We start from the raw sequence: 15,906 nt of genomic DNA on the forward strand, positions 1-15,906 counted from the left end.
TTCAGCCCTCGCTTCCCTGGTTGTCGGCGTTCTGGAACGCCCAGACATGGCCCCAGTCGCTGACAGGCAGGCTGGTGGTGGGGATCCAGGTCGCGGGGTCGATCAGCAGGCCGTCGCAGCCATATTCGATGTCGAAGCCACCGGGCGTACGCATGTAGAAGGACAGCATCTTGTCGTTCACATGCCGCCCCAGCGTGGCGGAAACGGGAACCGCCTGCTTGTGCACCCGCTCATAGGCGCGGCCGACGTCGTCCACGCTGGCTACTTCCACCATCAGATGGACCAGTCGCGCCTCGTTCTGGGGCAGCTCACCCAGGGCCAGGCTATGATGGCGCTGGTTGCGGGCGTGCATGAAGGCGAAACGGACACCCGGATCATCCGGGCTGCCGCCGGCCAGATAGAAATGGCCGAGGTCGGTGTCACCAAAGCCCAGCACCGACTTATAGAAGGCGTGCGTTTCGGCGAAGTTGGGGGCGGACAGGACGACGTGGCCCAGGCCCAGTTCCCCACTGGGGCCGGTGACGAAACGGCTGACCCCGGCCGGCGACCGGAAGGGGGCGTAGTCCAGGACGCGGCCGTAGTAGATTTCCAGATCGTTGCCCGCCGGGTCGGACGATCGGGCCAGGGCCGTCACCTGCCGGGCCCGCGCCTCCGCCGGCGTGGCCAGCTGGACGGGCCGGCCTGCGCTTTTCAAGCGTTCCACGGCGGCATTGAAGTCCCCCGCGTTGGCCAACTCCCAGCCCGGCTGCACGAAGGCCTCGCGATCCCCCTGCTGGATCCAGAAGCGGAAGGGCCGATCGTCCATGCGAAACAACAGCACGTCGGGCTGGGCCGAGGGGGCTGGCATGAGGCCCACGACCTCGGTCGCAAACGTGGACCAGGACGCGAGATCCCTCGTCTCGATTACCACATAGCCTAGTGACGCCACCGTCATCCCTGGGATCTCCCTGTTCCGGCCCGGCATTTCTGCGCAAAGGCGGATTTTTGTGATCAATTATCGTTGATATGCGTAGATATATACCAGTCTAAAACGCAGATCTACAGAAACAAGCGCGACGGTCGTCAGTTTGCGCAATCCCGGCGGTGCTGCTTGACGATTTCCAGGAACAACGGGCGTTCGCCGCCGCCATCGACGGCCAGGTCGGCACCGCTGACATAGGCGGCCCCGGCGGAGGCGAGGTAGAGGGCGGCAGCGGCCACATCGCCGCCATTGCCCATGCGGCCCAGGGGCAGGGAGGCGGCGATCGCGTCGCGGGTGGCGGCCGATCCGTAGGTCAGTTCCGACTGTTCCGTCTCGACCAGGCCGACGGTGATGGCGTTCACCCGCACCTTGGGCCCCCATTCCTGCGCCAGGCTGCGTGTCAGGCTTAGCAAGCCCGCCTTGGCGGCGGCATAGACGGCCGTCCCGGGGGAGGCCCGCTTGGCGGCGATGCTGGTGATGTTGATGATCGTGCCCCCCTCCGCCTGTTCCGCCATGATCCGGTTGGCCGCCTGGGCGACATGCAGGGGGGCCAGCAGGTTCAGCGCGACGATGGCCTCGGAGAAACGGGGGGAGGCCGTGGCGGCATCGGCTTGGGGGGAGCCGCCGGCGTTGTTGATGACGATGTCCAGGCGGCCGTGGCGTTCCGCCACCGCGTCGACGAAGGCTCTGGCTTGGTCGGCCTGTCGGATGTCGCAGGGGTGGAAACTGGCGACCTGGCCGTTGGCGGAGGGCAGCGCTTCAGGCGCATGGCGCCCGCAGATGGCGACGGTGCAGCGGGCGCGCAGGAAGGTTTCGGCAATGACGCGGCCAAGGCCGCGGGTGCCGCCGGTGACGATGACCACGCGACCGGGCGGAACGGAAAGGGGATCGTGCATGGTGGCCCTCGTGATGTTGTTGTACGCCAATGGATGCCTGAACGGCGTTCTATTGCTGATATGCGTCGATGTGAGCAAATTAATGTACGAATTTCAATGACCATCGCCCGCATTGAACATATGGTGCGGAGCGTTGGGCCGGTTGGGGCCGGGAGACGGGGCGCGTACATGCATTTGTTGCTGGATCATTTGACCGTCATAGACGTCCCTCCTTGGGACCTTCCTGATCTGGCGGCGGCGACGGGGTGTGACGGCGTCTGCCTGTTCCTGCATGCCATGAGCGTGCTGCCCCGCATGGCCGATTATGATCTGGTGACCGATGCGGCGGCGCGGCGGCGCGTGCGCTCGCGATTCCAGGAGCGGGGGGTTCGCATGGACCTCGCCTATCCATTCACGCTGCACGGCCGATCGGTGGCGACGGATTTCCGACCGGCGCTGGATGCCGCGGCCGACTTGGGTATCCGCGCCGTCAACGTGCTGCTGTACGACCGCGACGCCGGGCGACGGCACGATCAGTTCGCAGCCTTTTGCGAGGAAGCGGCCGGCCGCGGCCTTGCCGTTGGTGTGGAGTTCTACCCGCCGTCCCTGGTGCCGGACTTGCCCGCTGCGATTGCGGAGGTCGCGCGCATCGGCCGGCCCGGCCGCGTCGGGATAACCCTGGACCTGTTGCATCTTGTTCGGTCCGGCGGCGATGTGGCCCAGGTCGCCGCTTTGCCGGCGGGGAGTGTGTTGCTGGCCCAGCTATGCGATGGACCGGCAAGGGTGGCGCCGGGCGCGCGGGAGGCGGAGGCCGCCAGGGAAAGGGGGCTGCCGGGACAAGGGGATTTCGACGTCGCGGGATTCTTGCGCGCCCTGCCCCCGGACGTGCCGGTGAGCGTTGAGGTGCCGCAGGAGGAGGCTATCCTGCAGGGGGAGGCGCCGCTCGCCCGCGCGCTACGCGCCGTGTCGGCGGCCGGGGCGGTGGCGGCCAGGGCGGTGGCGGAAGGTCATGGCCCTGCATAGCGGTAAAACGGCCCGCCTGCGAAAGCAGTCGCGGCCATGAGGGGCTCTTGTTACGATGCGTAGCCAGCAGCGTGACGGCGATAAGTGTAAGGCACCACATGCAGATCAGAAAGGGGCGGCGCGCGACGCCTGCCGGACTTGATACCGTCGATGAGGCGATCATCGACATCCTTCGCTCCAACGGGCGCGCAACCAACCAGGAAATCGCGGACCGCCTGTCGATCACGGCTGGGACCGTGTCGGCGCGCCTTCATCGGCTTGAGGAAAGCAAGGCCATGCGGGTGGTGGCCGTCGCCGACTTCTCGGCGCACGGCTACAACATGCTGATCGCTACCGGGGTGAAGGTCCTGGGGCGTCCGGTGGCCGACGTGGCCAAGGATCTGGCGGATCTTCCGGAAGTCTTCAGCCTGCACATCATGAACGGCGCCTACGACATCGAGATGCTGGTCATCCTGCATGAGTTCGGGGAGATCAATACCTTCCTGCTGGACCATGTGGCCAAGATTCCGGGCATCAGCGAATTGAGCCCCGGAATCGCCGCCGATATCGTGAAATTCGAATTCAATGTGGCCCCCCTATGAACGGCGGAAAGCTTGACGACCTTGACCATCGCATCGTCGAAGCCTTGGGCCGCGACGGGCGCTCGTCCAACCGGCAGATCGCGGCGGAGCTGGGTGTCACCGAGGGCACCATCCGCACCCGTATCAAGCGGCTGCAGGCCGAGGGGCTGATCCAATTCACCGTGGTGACCAGCTTCCGCATGGCGGGGTCCCCCAACCTGGTGATGATGGGAATCCAGGCCGATCCGGCGCGGGTGCCTGAACTGGCCAAGGAGCTGTCGGCCATCCCCGCCATCGGCTGCGTCATGGTCCTGCTGGGGCGGTACAGCCTGATGGCCATGGGCCTGTTCACCAGCCTGGAGCGGGTGCACGAGCTGGTCAGCACGTCCATCAAGCCGCTGGCCGGGGTGCGGGAGGTGGAGGTGTCCACCGCCATTCACAGCCTGAAGTACGATGCCCGCATGGCGCGTATCGTCCGTGTGGAACCAGAGGCCGCGCCGATCGAGGAGTGACGGCCGTTTATGCAGATATGCGTAATATTTACGCGCTAAAAATACGCAAAGTGTGATTGGTGTGGATCTGAACCGTTGATTCTGACAATGTGGCGGTCGCTCGAGTGAGCGCCCGCCTCGTCGGTGCCATGAGCATCGGCCGTGCCGGTTTGGGCGCCGCGAATGGCTCGGGCTTCCACCGGAGTGAACCATGGCCAGCATCTTCTCGCCCATTCGCCTGGGCGACCTCACCCTCAACAATCGCGTGGTGATGGCCCCCATGACCCGCTGCCGGGCGGGGGTGAACGACGAGCCCACGGCCGACATGGCGGAATACTATCGTCAACGGGCCGGTGCCGGCCTGATCGTCAGCGAAGGTGTGCAACCCAGCATCCATGGCAAGGGCTACTTCCGGACCCCCGGCATCCATACGCCGCTGCAGATGGCGGCCTGGCGTGCCGTGACGGCGGGTGTGCGCGCCGCTGGTGGCAGCATCGTTATGCAACTGATGCATTGTGGGCGGGTGGGGGCGGCGGGGAATAAGGACCCCTGGGCTGAAACCGTGGCGCCCTCGGCCATTCGCAGCCGACAGGCCCTGTATACCGCCGCCGGCATGGCGCCCTGCGCTGAACCCCGTGCGCTGGCGACAGCCGAGATAGCCGGTGTCGTCGATGAAATGGCCGCGGCGGCGCGGAACGCCCGGGCGGCAGGCTTCGATGGCGTGGAGTTGCACGCCACCAGCGGCTACCTGCCTATGCAGTTCCTGGCGACGGGCACCAATCAGCGGACGGACCGCTATGGCGGCTCGCCTCAGAGCCGTGCCCGGTTCGTCATCGAGGTGCTGGAAGCCATGGCCGCAGCCATCGGATCTGGGCGGGTGGGGTTCCGCATTTCGCCTGGCAACGGCTATAACGACATGGAGGATGAAGAGCCGGTGGCGACCTATACGGCGCTCCTGCGGGCCGTCGAGCCCTTAGGGCTGGCCTACCTTCACCTCATCAACACGCCCATTCCGGAGTTGGAGCCCTTGTCCTTCGTGCGGCAGCATTGGACCGGGCCGGTGATTGGCAACGGCGGCCTGACGCTGGACAGCGCACAGAAGCTGCTGAGCGATGGGCGGTTGGAGGCGGTTTCTTTCGGCCGGTTCTTTATCAGCAACCCTGACCTGGTCGCGCGCTTCCGCAACGGGGCGCCGCTGGTAGAGCCCGATCGCGGCACCTTTTACAGCGGCGACGCCCGGGGGTTCACCGATTACCCGCAATGGAGCGCGGACGTGCCCGTCGCCGTCGGCGCGTGACACCATCAACACCAATCTCATATGACAGGAGGAGCGAATGTCGGCGGACGCCCGAGATCTGGCACAGGCGATGACGCGGTCAACGGTGGCGCAGGACCCGGCCCGTCAGCGCCGCACGGTGGAGGCGTACTTGGCCAGTTGGCGCGATGGTGACGCGGCGGCGCGGGCGTCGCTGTTCGCCGGCGACGCCGTGGTGGAGGATCCTGTCGGCGGCCCACTCCATCGTGGCCTTGACGCCATTCGTGCCTTCTGGGCGATGGCGGAGCAAGGGGGCTATCGCTTCGCGCCTGTGTTGGAGGTGTTCGTCCCCGGTGGGCGGGAGGCCCTGATCCGGTTTTCCATGGGAATGGAGAAGGCCGGGGCGCCTGTGGAACGTCTGACCGTCCATGAAGTGGTGGCGTTCGATGATACGTATCGCATCACGTCGCTGCGGGCGTTCTGGACCATGGACGCCTTCACCTCGGCCGGCGAGCCGACCTGAAGGTCTTCGTTATCTTGGGGGCAAAGATACGCGCCATCTCCGCCGCAAGCATGCGCAAGGGCGTCTATTTATGCCGAAATAAATTCATAATGCGTAGTTAAAGATGTTAATAATTACGCATCATCCTGTTTTCGCGTTGCGTGGCCGATGGCGCCTCCCTATAATCCCGGAACAATCACAGAAGGGGGGCGACTGGTCCCAGTAGGGGCGGCCTTCCTGCCAGGGAGCGAACGATGAACACCGATGCCCGCAGGGAACATTTGTCCAATATTCTTCGTCCGGCGGCGCCGCCGCGGGAATTGGTGGACATCTACACCGAGGACCAGCGCCAGCGGCTGCTGGACGTGGTGCACCGCAACGGTCCCTGGAAGCTGATCATCGCCCAGCACTTCTCGTCCGTGGATGCGCTGATCGCGACCTTGTCGGGTGCTATGCCGGCGGGTATCACGCCGACCCTGGACATGTTCCTGACGCCCACCTTCCGCGGCTACTACGCCAGTTATTCCGCACCGCTGTATTCCGAGATCGCGGATTGTTTCTATAACCAGCGCTTCCTGGATTACGCCAAATCCTATTGGAAGGCGCAGTACGCCAAGCCGCAGATGATGCTGTTCAACGTGAACGGCCCCTGCGCCAATACCGACCCCGGCCATCTGGACACGCCCAGCTTCCGTGGCGTCCGGTATGAGAGCGCGCCGACCTGGCTGTGCAGCGTCATGGGCAAATCGGGTCTGTTCAAGGACTACCTGATCAAGATGGCCCAGGTGATCACCTGGTTCTCCAACGATCCTCAGAGTGGCTTCACCTACTGGCCCGAGGGGCCGCTCAACCCGCCCAAGCGGCTGATGCCGCCCGTCTACAACCGCGGCGTCCTGGTGCAGAACGAGATGATGCTGCACCGGGGGGAGGCTAACGGGCCACGCGACCAGCAATATCCGGATGGGCTTGGCTTCGACACTGTCTTCCAGGGGGACCCGTCCGACCGGAACGGGTGGCTCCTCAAGACGGGCGATCGGGTGATCGCCCGCCATTCCACCGACGATTTGCGCTTCCTGGTGCACTGGTCGGCTGAGGTGTTCGAGGACTATGCCGAGTTGAAGAAGAATATGGATCGCTCGGCCGATCTGACGCTGGACCAGGTGTTCGAGACCCTGATCAAGGACGTGCGCTCCAAGGGGATTGAGATCACCCCGCCCGCCGATCCGTTGGCCGATCCGCTCTTCATTCGCACCTTGAACGCGGCCTACGATTTCGGGCCGCCGGTCCAGTATCCGGCCGATGCCCCCCTGTCGCCCTTGCGCATTGGGGGCGCCCGGGCCGCGTGACGCGGTGCTGTTGTCGGCGGGAAGGCTGTCGGCCTTCCCCAGCGGGGCGGCCGTTCGCATCGCCGGTACTGCGGTGATGGCGGGCGGCCGTTCCCCTATCGATGGGCCGGTGCTGCCTGGCCGCGAGAGAAAAGGTGGGAACCACGCGTGGGGCAGAATGTGAACCGCAATGTCGTCATTGTCGGCGCCGGCCACGCTGGTGCCAGTGCCGCCTTGCAGTTGCGGCAAAATGGATGGCAAGGGGCCATTACCTTGCTGGGCGCGGAAGGCGAGTTGCCTTATCAGCGGCCGCCCCTGTCCAAGGCCTGGTTGAAGGGGGCGGTTTCCTTCGACGGTGTCGTGCTGCGCAAGGCCGAAGTTTACCAGCAGCAAGGGATCGCGCTGCGCTGCGGGTGTCGGGTTGTCGCCCTTGATCGCGGCGCCAAGGTGGTGGTGCTGAGCGATGGCGCCCGGGTTCCCTATGACGTGCTGATCCTCGCCACCGGGTCGCGGCCGCGGGACTTGCCTGTCCCCGACGCGGGGCTCGACGGCGTGGTGACGCTGCGCACTGTGGCTGACGCGGACGGGTTGCGAAGCCGGTTGGGCTCCACCGGACGGCTGGTGGTGATCGGCGGGGGCTATATCGGGCTGGAGGTCGCGTCCGCCGCCCGTGCCCTGGGGCGGGATGTCGTGGTGGTGGAGCGTGAAGCGCGCCTGCTGGCCCGCGTCGCCAGTCCGGAGGTTTCGGACTTTTATGCCGCCCTGCACGCCGCGCGAGGAGTGGACCTGCGCCTTTCGGCGGCTGTGGAGGCCATCGGGGGGCGGGACGGGCGTGTGACGGAGGTGATGCTGACCGACGGAACGGCAATTCCAGCCGATACGGTTCTGGTCGGCGTCGGCGCCATCCCCGAGAGCGCGTTGGCCGAGGCCGCCGGCCTGGCGTGCCAGGACGGTATCCGGGTGAGTTCCACCTGCGGAACCGACGATCCGGACATCTACGCCATCGGCGACGTGAGCCGGAGGCCATTGCCCTTCAATGGTGGGGCCGGCCGGCTTGAAAGCGTGCAGAACGCCTTGGAACAGGCGCGCCAGGTGGCGGCAAGTCTTTGCGGCTTGCCGGCCCCGGCGCCGGAGGTCCCGTGGTTCTGGTCGGACCAATATGAGGTCAAGCTGCAACTCGCCGGCTTGCCTGGTAGCGAGGTCCACCGGGTGATGCGCGGCGTTTCCGCCGAAGGGCGCTTCGCCGTGTTCCATATCGGAACGGACGACACCGTGAGGGCGGTGGAGGCCGTGAATATGCCGGCCGAATTTATGACCGGCAGGCAATGGATCGCCCAACGGCGGGCGGTTTCTCCGGCCCGTTTGGCGGATGTCGCTGTCGGCCTGAAGGACGCGGCCGTCTGATCGCCCAGGCGGCGGGGCCGTCTTCACAGGGTTCGTGCCAAGGATAAGACCATGCCTAAAGTGATTTACGTTTCCGCCACCGGCCTCCATACCGTGATCGAGGCTGGTGCCGGCGACAGCGTGATGGAGGCCGCGGTGCGTAATGGCGTTCCCGGCATCGACGCCGAGTGTGGCGGGGCCTGTGCCTGTGCCACCTGTCATGTGATGGTCAGCACGGACTGGCTGTCCCGCCTTCCTCCCGCTGCCGAGGCGGAAAGGACCATGTTGGAATTCGCCGTCGATCCGCAGCCGAATTCCCGCCTGGCGTGCCAGATCCGCCTGACGGCCGAATTGGATGGGCTGGTGGTTCACACGCCGGTGTCGCAACGCTGACATCCTTCCGGTCCGCCGCCATCGGATGCCCGCGGCCTGCACGCCAGGCCGCGGGCATGCTTTTCCCGGATCACCCGGCCAGCAGATCGAGCCGCTCCAGGGGCAGGGGCTGGCCTGCCAGGTGGCTGGCCGCCCGGTAGGCGAAGGTCATGGCCGGCCCCAGGGTGGAACCGGCGCCGGGATAGGCGGGGCCCATGACCGATGCGCTGTTGTTCCCCACGCAATACAGGCCGGGGATGACCACGCCCTGGGCATCCAGCACGCGGGCGTCCCGATCGGTCAACAAGCCCCCCTTGGTGCCGATGTCGCCCGGCCACAGCTGCATCGCATAGAACGGTGCCTGGCTCAGCGGGGCCAAGTTGGGGTTGGGCTTGACGGTGACGTCACCGTAATAGCGGTCGAAGACGTTACCGCCCCGGTCGAAATCCTCATCCTTGCCGGTGCGGGCGAAGGCGGCCATGCGGTCGGCACTGTTCCGCAGGCCTTGGGGGTCGACGCCGATGCGCGTGGCGAGGGCTTCCAATGTCGGGGCTGTCCAGACGACGCTGTCCCACCAGGCCTGGGGTACCTTGCGGTCGGGCATCAGGCTGGTGGGAAGCAGTGGGCCCATGGGATAGCGGGCGCGGAACCGGCCGTCGAAAACGATCCATGCCGGAATGGCGCCGCCCGTCGCTTGGTGGTTGGCGATCATCGCCTGCTGGAATTCCGGATAGGGGCCGGACTCGTCCACGAAGCGCTGACCCAGAGCGTTGACTACCAAACAGCCGGGCAGGGAGCGTTCCACGAAGACGCCACGGAATTTCTCTTCACCGGGGACATTCACCGTGGGCACGCCCCAGCTCAGGTCCATGATGTGGAGGGTCCCGCCGACGGCGGCGCCGGCCCGGATGGCGTCACCGGTGTTGCCGTCGAGCGGGGTCGCCGTCCAGCGGGCGTCAGTCGGTTTGGGAAGGTATTGGTTGCGCATGTCCTGGTTCCGCTCAAAGCCGCCGGCGGCCAGCACGACGCCCCGCTTGGCGACGATGCGCACGTCCTGGCCGCGATGGTGGATCACCGCGCCGGCCACCCGGCCTTCCTGCGTCAGCAGTGACTGAAGCGGGCTGTCCACCCATATGGGGATTTGGCGCTGGCGCGCCGCCCGCAACAATCCGGCGACCAGGGCCTGCCCGCCGGTCATGCGGCGGTCCTTGGATGTCTTAAGCCGCCAGCGTAGGTCCGTGGCGTAGCGCAGGATGTTCTTCAAGACGACGGACACCGAGCCCGGTCCCTGGGACAGGATGGTGTGGGCGTCGAAGGAATTGAGGTTGATGCGCCCGAACAGTGCTTGCCCGGGATTGCCGGGCCGCATCTGGGCGAGGCCCTCCAGGCCAAGCGACGCGGCGTCGAAGTCGGCCGGGTCCATGGTCCGCCCACCGGGGCGGGCGCCCGGGAGGGAAGGGTAGTAATCGGCATACAGCGGCATGCAGCGGTAAGGTACCCCGATGCTGCCAAGATAGCGGGCCATCAGCCTGGCGGTCTCGACATAGGCCAGGATGCGGTCATCGCTGGCCAAGCCCTTGGCGCAAGTCCGCACGTACCGGAAGGCGTCCTCCAGCGTGTCGCGCACACCGGCCTGCGCCTGATCGTCATTACAGGGTATCCAGATGCCGCCGCCGGATATGGCGGAGGTGCCGCCAATCAACGCGGCCTTTTCCACCACCAGAGGCTTCAGGCCCAGGTCGGCGGCCCGCACAGCGGCCATCAGGGCGCCAGCGCCGGACCCGACGATGATGACGTCGACATTCGGCCCCTCGCTCCCGCGGCTGTCGGGTTTGTTGCTCATAAGTCCTCCCATGCTTTTGCTGTTATCTGTCCGGTCACATCCGTCGGGCCTGGAACACCCGATAGGTGCCAGGGCCGCAGAGTGTGGGCACAACCGACGTTATCCGATAATCGCAGAATTATAGGTTAATAGATACGCAGTATGGAGCACAATCGATATTGAAAACGCGTTTCGCGTAGAAAATTGCCATGATAGGATCGCCACGAATAAGCGCCGATGCGCGAAACAGGCAAGGGAGGTTATCGTGGCGAAGACCGTTGAGTATGGGCTGGGGCCGTTCACCTATCCCCGGGGATGGTTCATGGTGGCGGCGGCGCCGGAGGTCACGTCGGTGCCGTCCGCGGTGCGCTTCTTCGGGCAGGACCTGGTATTGTACCGGGGGCAGAGTGGCCGGGCGTACATGGTGGACGCCTATTGCCCCCACATGGGCACCCATCTGGCCAAGAACACGACGTCCTACGTCATTCAGGACGGCCGGCATGTGGAGGGCGATTCCATACGGTGCCCCTATCACGCGTGGCAATTTGGGCCTGACGGCAGATGCACCGAAATCCCTTATTCCAAGGCGCCGATTCCGGCGGCGGCGCGATTGCGCACCTGGGTACTGGAAGAGCGATACGGTTGCCTCTTCACCTGGCACGACCCCGAGGGCGGCGCGCCCGATTTCGACTTGCCGCTGATCCCTGAATGGGATCATCCGTCCTATGTGCACTGGAGCATCGACCAGCTGGGCACGTTGCCCTGCCATCCGCAGGAGATCGTCGACAACATGGCTGACGTGGCCCACCTGGGGCCGACCCACGGTGGACCGGCGGAATATTTCAGCAACGTCATCGACGGTGTCGTGCTGCGGCAGTTCCAAGGGGCGCAGCATCGCAGCCTGGCGCCAGGCTTCATGCTGGAAACGAACACCTTCTACACCGGCCCCGGCGTCCTTTTGTCTTACTTCAACGGTGCCCATGCCGTGATGTACATCGCCCACACGCCGGTGGATGACGGGGTGGTCCGGGCCTGGCACGGCCTTTTGGTCCATTCGGGCAAGGACGTCGCGACCGACGACGATGTCGCCGGCGCCCGGCAGCAGCAGGCTGGCAGCTTGGCTGCCTTGGCCCAGGATTTTGAGATTTGGGCCAACAAGCGCGCTTGCCTGGCCGCCTTGGCCGTTCCCGGAGACGGGGCCTTCTCCAAGCTGCGCCAGTGGTACAAGCAGTTCTATAACCCCAAGGCTGAGGCGGCACGGTTCCAGGCGCAGGCCAACGGCACCTTCGGGGCCCGTGGCTTGCCGCTTACCCGGGCCTGACCATAGGGGTCGGTCGCCAGGGCCGTTCCCCTGGGCGGCCGCCCCTGTCACCGCCGCACCCCGCGCCATAGCGTTTTCCGCCGGTTGAAACTGGGCGGAATTTAAGGCACATCATAGTAAGTGAGTAAATACTTAATAAGATCGGGAGGGTCCCTGCGCCAAGGGCTTACTGCAGGCGGCGCGGGCGGATGACCATGGCACCTTGGCGGCTGCCATGGTGGTGGCGGTGAGACGACCGCCTCTGGTTAAAGTGAGCGGGCGGGAACCGCGAAGCAGGGCCGTCACCTCCGGTCTGTCATCGGCGAACTTTTCAGGCGGAGCGTGTCTTGATGCAGGGCAAGAAAGTAGTCTTCCTCACCGGGGCGTCGGGCAATATGGGGGGAGAAACCCTACGGCAATTGCTGGAGCGCGCCGACCGCTTCCGCGTCAAGGCGCTGGTCTTGCCGAAGGAGCGTGACCATCCTGTCCTGAAACGCTTCAAGGGTCATCCCAACCTGGAAATCGTCTGGGGGGATCTGCGGCATTACCCCGATGTGCTGAATGGTGTGACGGGCGCCGACCAGGTGCTGCACATCGGCGGCTTGGTTTCCCCCATGGCGGATCGTTTGCCGAAGCTGACCATGGAGGTCAACGTCGGTGGCGCGCGCAACATCGTCCAGGCGATCAAGGCGCAGGCGGCACCGGACCGTGTGCGGCTGGTCTATATCGGCACCGTGGCCCAAACCGGTGATCGCCAGACGCCGGTCCATTGGGGGCGCACCGGCGATCCCATCAAGATCAGCAAGTATGACCATTATGCTGTCAGCAAGACCCAGGCGGAAGCCATCGTTGCCGAGTCCGGCCTGAAGCATTGGGTTTCCTTGCGCCAGACCGGGATCGCCCACGCCAATCTTTGGAAAATCCAGGATCCCATCATGTTCCACAGCCCCTTCAACGGGGTACTGGAATGGGTAACCGTGGGGGATTCGGGGCGCCTGGCGGCCAACTTTTGCGAGGACAGCGTCCCGGACCAGGTCTGGCGCAATTTCTATAACATCGGCGGTGGTGGCGACCTGCGGGTGGTCAATCATGAATTCGCGGCGGCGATGTTCAAGGTGCTGGGCTTCTCCGATTTCCGCAAGGTGTTCCAACCCAACTGGTTCGCCACGCAGAACTTCCACGGCCAGTGGTACACCGATTCCGACCGCCTGCAGGAACTGGTCCCCTTCCGCCGGGAGACGCTGGCGGATTTCCTGGCGATCCTGAAGGCCGCGGTGCCGTTCTATGTGCGCTGGGGGGCCCGGCTGGCCGGTGGCGCCGCGCGTAAGCAGATTGAGAAGCTGGCGCGGGGCGAGGGCGGGCCGTTGCATTGGCTGGAACAGGGGGACGAGGCGCACATCAACGCCTATTTCGGCTCACGGGCGCAGTGGCAGCAAATCCCCTCGGACTGGGCCCAGTTTCCGCTAGGCCAGCCGTCGCGCACGCCGTCATACCTCGATCATGGATATGACGAGAACAAGCCCAAGGAGCAGTGGACTGTGTCGGATTTGCGCCAAGCGGCGGAATTCCGGGGCGGTCAGTGCACGGCTGACCATGCGCACGACCCCCACGAACCGGTCGGTTGGCGGTGCGCTGTGGGGCATGAGTTCCAGATGTCGCCCAACCTCATGCTGCGCGGCGGGCACTGGTGCCCGACCTGCATGATTGATCCCGATGGCTATGATGCCGTGGCCCGGCGCAGCCCGTTCTTCGCGCAGGTTTGGCGCCAAGGCCGCTGATTGTTCACTGATTGTTGCAGGGCTTCATGCCGTCGGGTGGGTTATTTCGTCCCAACGGCCCGAAGCGACAGGGCGGCGTCGGCGCCGAGATGCGCCTGGATGACCTCTTCCCGCAAGCCGATGCCCCGGCCGCAGAAAAGGATCATCTGTTCCAGCAGCTGGTCCTCGGTGCCGGCGTACTGGACCAAGTGCGGCTCCCGCATGCGGGCGACGGTGACGTTGGAGCCGAGGTGCTCCAGCATCGCCACGATGTTTATCGGGTCGATGGGGGCTCCCACCAAGTCGCCTGCCGCCCGGGCGCCAGCCAGGGCGTCGATCAATGACGGCAGGCTGAGCCGCAGGGAACGGCGATAGGTCAGACGGGCATAAGTGCCGTCGCCGGCCAGGCTAGCGTAAAGGATGCGGATGGCGTTGGGATTGGGGGTCAGGCTGCCACGCAGGCAGTTGCCGAAATAATTCCGCATCATCGTGACGAGGCCGGTGGCATCCGGGCTGAGTTCCCCCACCGCCTTGAAGGCCTCATTCTGATCCCGGATCAGCTTCCGCAGCACGGAGCGATAAAGCGTTTCCTTCGACGGGAAGTGCCGGAAGATCAGCGCCTCGGAAACCTGGGCCTCGGCCGCGATACGATGGGTTTTCGCGCCATCAAAGCCATGCTCCGCGAAAACCCGGATCGCGGCTTCCAAAATCAAGGCGCGCCGATCGGCACTGAGTAAGCGTTTACGGACCATGCACCGGGTTTAATCCATGTCGGTGCGGAAACAAACGAAAATCGGGACCTGGTTGTACCGCCGGCGAGGTTTTGCGCCCACTGGATGGTCCAGGGATTCCCTCTCTGAGGTCTCTTCGGGCTTAGCTTACACGGGGGAGAATCCGCGCAGCTCGTGCATCCTCGTTAATTGTGGGTCTCCCATCTCCCGATAATCGCGTCATATGCGTTTATGATTGACGATTTGCGTAGTTAGACGTACCAATAAATACGAATGATGATGGTAAATCGGCGGCGTGACGCGTCGAAGCCAACGGGAGGCATCGCATGAACAAGATGGTCGAAGTGCAACGGGACAGGGACGTTCCCACGCCGGGCCAGCTGCTGGACCGGGCCCGGGCCATGCTGCCGGCGCTGCGCGCGCGGGCGGCCGAGGCGGAGCGCGATTGCCGCCTGCCCATGCAAACCGTGGAGGAAATGCGCGAAGCCGGCTTCTTCCGCATCCTGCAGCCCAAGCGCTGGGGCGGGTTCGAAATGGCGCCGCAGGTCTTCTTCGATGTCCAGATGACCCTGGCTGAGGCCTGCATGTCCACCGCCTGGGTGCTGGGCGTGGTCGGCGTGCACCCCTACCAGCTGGCTCTGTTCGATGACCGGGCGCAGGCGGACGTGTGGTCCACCTCGCCGGACACGCTGATCTCATCGTCCTATCAGCCGGTGGGCAAAGTGGAGCGGGTGGAGGGCGGCTTCCGCCTTTCCGGACGCTGGGGATTTTCCAGCGGCTGCCAGCACTGCGACTGGGTGTTCCTGGGGGCCATCGTTCCGCCGCTGAACCCCGGCGACCCCATGGACATGCGCACCTTCCTGTTGCCCCGGTCCGACTATGAGGTGGTGGAGGCCTGGGACACCTTCGGCCTGCGGGGAACGGGCAGCCATGACGTCGTCGTTTCAAACGGCTTCGTCCCGGAACACCGGACCCACAAGGCGTCGGACGGTTTCCTCTGCACCAATCCCGGCCAGACGGTGAACACCGCGCCGCTGTTCGCGCTGCCCTGGGCGCAGGTATTCGTGCGGGCCGTGTCCACGGCGGCGATCGGTGCCACCCAGGGGGCGCTGGACGCCTACCTGGGGATCGTGCGGGAGCGGGTGTCGAGCAACACGGGCAAGGTGTCGCGGACCGACCCCGCGTCCCTGGCGGCGGCGGCCCGCGTCCGTGCCCAGATCGATGAGATGAAGGTGCAACTGGCCGCCAACTTCGATCGTCTGCTCGGCAAGGTGACGGCCGGTGAACCGCTAAGCCTGGAGGAGCGGCTGATGTACCGATATCAGTCGGCCACCATCGTGCCCCGCTGTGCCGGCCTGGTGGACAGCCTCATGCCGCTGCTGGGCGGGCGCGCCATTTATCGCAGCAGCCCCATCATCCGTTTCTGGCTGGACGTCAATGCCGCTCGCGCGCACGTCGCCAACGACCCCAACAATGTCGGGCCCGATCTCGGCGGCGTGCTGCTGGGCGGCGCGCCGGCCGTCCATTTCTGCTGAAGCGGGGGACCACC

Annotated in this window: 15 protein-coding genes; 11 read left to right on the top strand and 4 right to left on the bottom strand. The window is 65.3% G+C overall.

Annotated features, from left to right (window positions below; translation table 11 throughout):
- Position 1 precedes the first annotated feature (1 nt).
- Both FBZ89_RS16555 and FBZ89_RS16560 read right to left on the bottom strand, forming a co-directional pair.
- Positions 2–964, bottom strand: coding sequence for a VOC family protein (locus FBZ89_RS16555; RefSeq protein WP_145613672.1), 963 nt, complete (start codon positions 962–964; stop codon positions 2–4).
- A gap of 98 nt (positions 965–1,062) precedes the next feature.
- The gene (locus FBZ89_RS16560) at positions 1,063–1,857 is read right to left on the bottom strand and encodes an SDR family oxidoreductase (protein ID WP_145613671.1); all 795 of its coding nucleotides are present in this window, start codon (positions 1,855–1,857) and stop codon (positions 1,063–1,065) included.
- A 168-nt stretch (positions 1,858–2,025) separates the two neighbouring features.
- Here FBZ89_RS16560 and FBZ89_RS16565 point away from each other — a divergent pair, with 168 nt between their 5' ends.
- The 8 genes from FBZ89_RS16565 (at position 2,026) to FBZ89_RS16600 (ending at position 8,768) form a co-directional block, all read left to right on the top strand.
- Complete coding sequence (locus FBZ89_RS16565; protein ID WP_211115265.1) at positions 2,026–2,859, top strand: sugar phosphate isomerase/epimerase family protein; 834 nt, start codon at positions 2,026–2,028, stop codon at positions 2,857–2,859.
- A 98-nt stretch (positions 2,860–2,957) separates the two neighbouring features.
- Positions 2,958–3,440 carry an Lrp/AsnC family transcriptional regulator gene (locus FBZ89_RS16570; protein ID WP_145613669.1) on the top strand — a complete coding sequence of 161 codons (483 nt, stop codon included), beginning with the start codon at positions 2,958–2,960 and terminating at the stop codon, positions 3,438–3,440.
- Positions 3,437–3,931, top strand: coding sequence for an Lrp/AsnC family transcriptional regulator (locus FBZ89_RS16575; RefSeq protein ID WP_145613668.1), 495 nt, complete (start codon positions 3,437–3,439; stop codon positions 3,929–3,931). Before FBZ89_RS16570 ends, FBZ89_RS16575 begins: the two co-directional genes overlap by 4 nt.
- Positions 3,932–4,121: 190 nt before the next feature.
- Entirely contained in the window at positions 4,122–5,207 is a 1,086-nt protein-coding gene (locus FBZ89_RS16580; protein WP_145751031.1) for an alkene reductase, read from the top strand.
- A gap of 37 nt (positions 5,208–5,244) precedes the next feature.
- The gene (locus FBZ89_RS16585) at positions 5,245–5,688 is read left to right on the top strand and encodes a nuclear transport factor 2 family protein (RefSeq protein WP_145613666.1); all 444 of its coding nucleotides are present in this window, start codon (positions 5,245–5,247) and stop codon (positions 5,686–5,688) included.
- Between the two features lie 233 nt (positions 5,689–5,921).
- Positions 5,922–7,013 carry a hypothetical protein gene (locus FBZ89_RS16590; RefSeq protein ID WP_145613665.1) on the top strand — a complete coding sequence of 364 codons (1,092 nt, stop codon included), beginning with the start codon at positions 5,922–5,924 and terminating at the stop codon, positions 7,011–7,013.
- Between the two features lie 147 nt (positions 7,014–7,160).
- Entirely contained in the window at positions 7,161–8,396 is a 1,236-nt protein-coding gene (locus FBZ89_RS16595; RefSeq protein ID WP_145613664.1) for an NAD(P)/FAD-dependent oxidoreductase, read from the top strand.
- Between the two features lie 51 nt (positions 8,397–8,447).
- Positions 8,448–8,768, top strand: coding sequence for a 2Fe-2S iron-sulfur cluster-binding protein (locus tag FBZ89_RS16600; RefSeq protein ID WP_145613663.1), 321 nt, complete (start codon positions 8,448–8,450; stop codon positions 8,766–8,768).
- A 70-nt stretch (positions 8,769–8,838) separates the two neighbouring features.
- On the opposite strand, the gene FBZ89_RS16605 is transcribed toward FBZ89_RS16600, so the two are convergent.
- Positions 8,839–10,590: an FAD-binding protein gene (locus FBZ89_RS16605; protein ID WP_145751032.1), complete on the bottom strand. Its 1,752-nt coding sequence runs from the start codon at positions 10,588–10,590 to the stop codon at positions 8,839–8,841.
- A 244-nt stretch (positions 10,591–10,834) separates the two neighbouring features.
- Between FBZ89_RS16605 and FBZ89_RS16610 the strand changes: the two genes are divergently transcribed.
- Together FBZ89_RS16610 and FBZ89_RS16615 are read left to right on the top strand one after the other, a co-directional pair.
- Positions 10,835–11,890 carry a 3-ketosteroid-9-alpha-monooxygenase, oxygenase component gene (locus FBZ89_RS16610; protein WP_145613661.1) on the top strand — a complete coding sequence of 352 codons (1,056 nt, stop codon included), beginning with the start codon at positions 10,835–10,837 and terminating at the stop codon, positions 11,888–11,890.
- Between the two features lie 329 nt (positions 11,891–12,219).
- On the top strand, positions 12,220–13,647 hold the full coding sequence (locus tag FBZ89_RS16615) for an NAD-dependent epimerase/dehydratase family protein (RefSeq protein WP_145613660.1): 1,428 nt from the start codon (positions 12,220–12,222) through the stop codon (positions 13,645–13,647).
- Positions 13,648–13,688: 41 nt separating this feature from the next.
- On the opposite strand, the gene FBZ89_RS16620 is transcribed toward FBZ89_RS16615, so the two are convergent.
- Positions 13,689–14,333 (bottom strand): TetR/AcrR family transcriptional regulator, encoded by a 645-nt coding sequence (locus FBZ89_RS16620; RefSeq protein WP_186455011.1) that lies wholly within the window; start codon positions 14,331–14,333, stop codon positions 13,689–13,691.
- Positions 14,334–14,683: 350 nt separating this feature from the next.
- Here FBZ89_RS16620 and FBZ89_RS16625 point away from each other — a divergent pair, with 350 nt between their 5' ends.
- Positions 14,684–15,892, top strand: a complete 1,209-nt coding sequence (locus FBZ89_RS16625) for an acyl-CoA dehydrogenase family protein (RefSeq protein WP_211107233.1) — start codon at positions 14,684–14,686, stop codon at positions 15,890–15,892.
- Positions 15,893–15,906: the final 14 nt, after the last annotated feature.

Origin of the sequence: Nitrospirillum amazonense (assembly GCF_007828045.1) — a bacterium.
Classification (GTDB): Bacteria; Pseudomonadota; Alphaproteobacteria; order Azospirillales; family Azospirillaceae; genus Nitrospirillum; species Nitrospirillum amazonense_C.